The sequence below is a fragment of the Streptomyces sp. ActVer genome (assembly GCF_027270795.1).
GTDB classification, from domain to species: Bacteria; Actinomycetota; Actinomycetes; order Streptomycetales; family Streptomycetaceae; genus Streptomyces; species Streptomyces umbrinus_A.
On sequence record NZ_JAPWHT010001031.1, the window covers coordinates 1 to 549 of the forward strand.

Sequence of the window (549 nt, forward strand, 5' to 3'; positions counted from 1 at the left end):
GTGACAGTCCGCCCGCTCGGCCGGAGCGGAGGCGAGCGCCACCGCGTCGGAGAGCGCGGCGGCGGCGTCCTCGCGGAGGCCCTGGTCCCGGTACACGAGGGCGGCCCGCGCCAGCACCCGCGCCCTCGGCGCCGCCGCCCCCTTGGGCAGCCGGACGAGCCTGGCCAGCGCCTTGTCCGCGGCCTTGAACTCCCCGAGCCCCCGGTACGCGTCGATCAACGCCGGATAGGCCGTCCACCTTCTGGGCGAGGCCGCCACCGCGGCCTCGCCCCACTTCCGCGCCGCCCGGAAGTCGTGCCGGGCATTGGCGAGCGCGGCCAGACCGTCGAGCGCCTCCACGTTCTTCTCCGGCTTCGCCCGCAACGACCTACGCAACGCCTTCTCGGCCTTCGGGTAGAACCGTGCGTCGCCGGTCCGCTCACCCCGCTCCGCATACGCCGCGCCGAGCACCGCCCACGACCGCACATCACCCGGATGGGCCCGCAGATGCGTCTCGCGGTCCCCGATCAGCGCGACCAGATCGGGCAGCGAGGCGCGCGCCCCGGCCCC

General features: G+C 76.0%; 1 protein-coding gene. It reads right to left on the bottom strand.

Annotated features, from left to right (window positions below):
- Positions 1–549 (bottom strand): tetratricopeptide repeat protein (locus O3Q52_RS53970; RefSeq protein ID WP_369124188.1); only part of this gene is annotated, 549 nt, incomplete at both ends.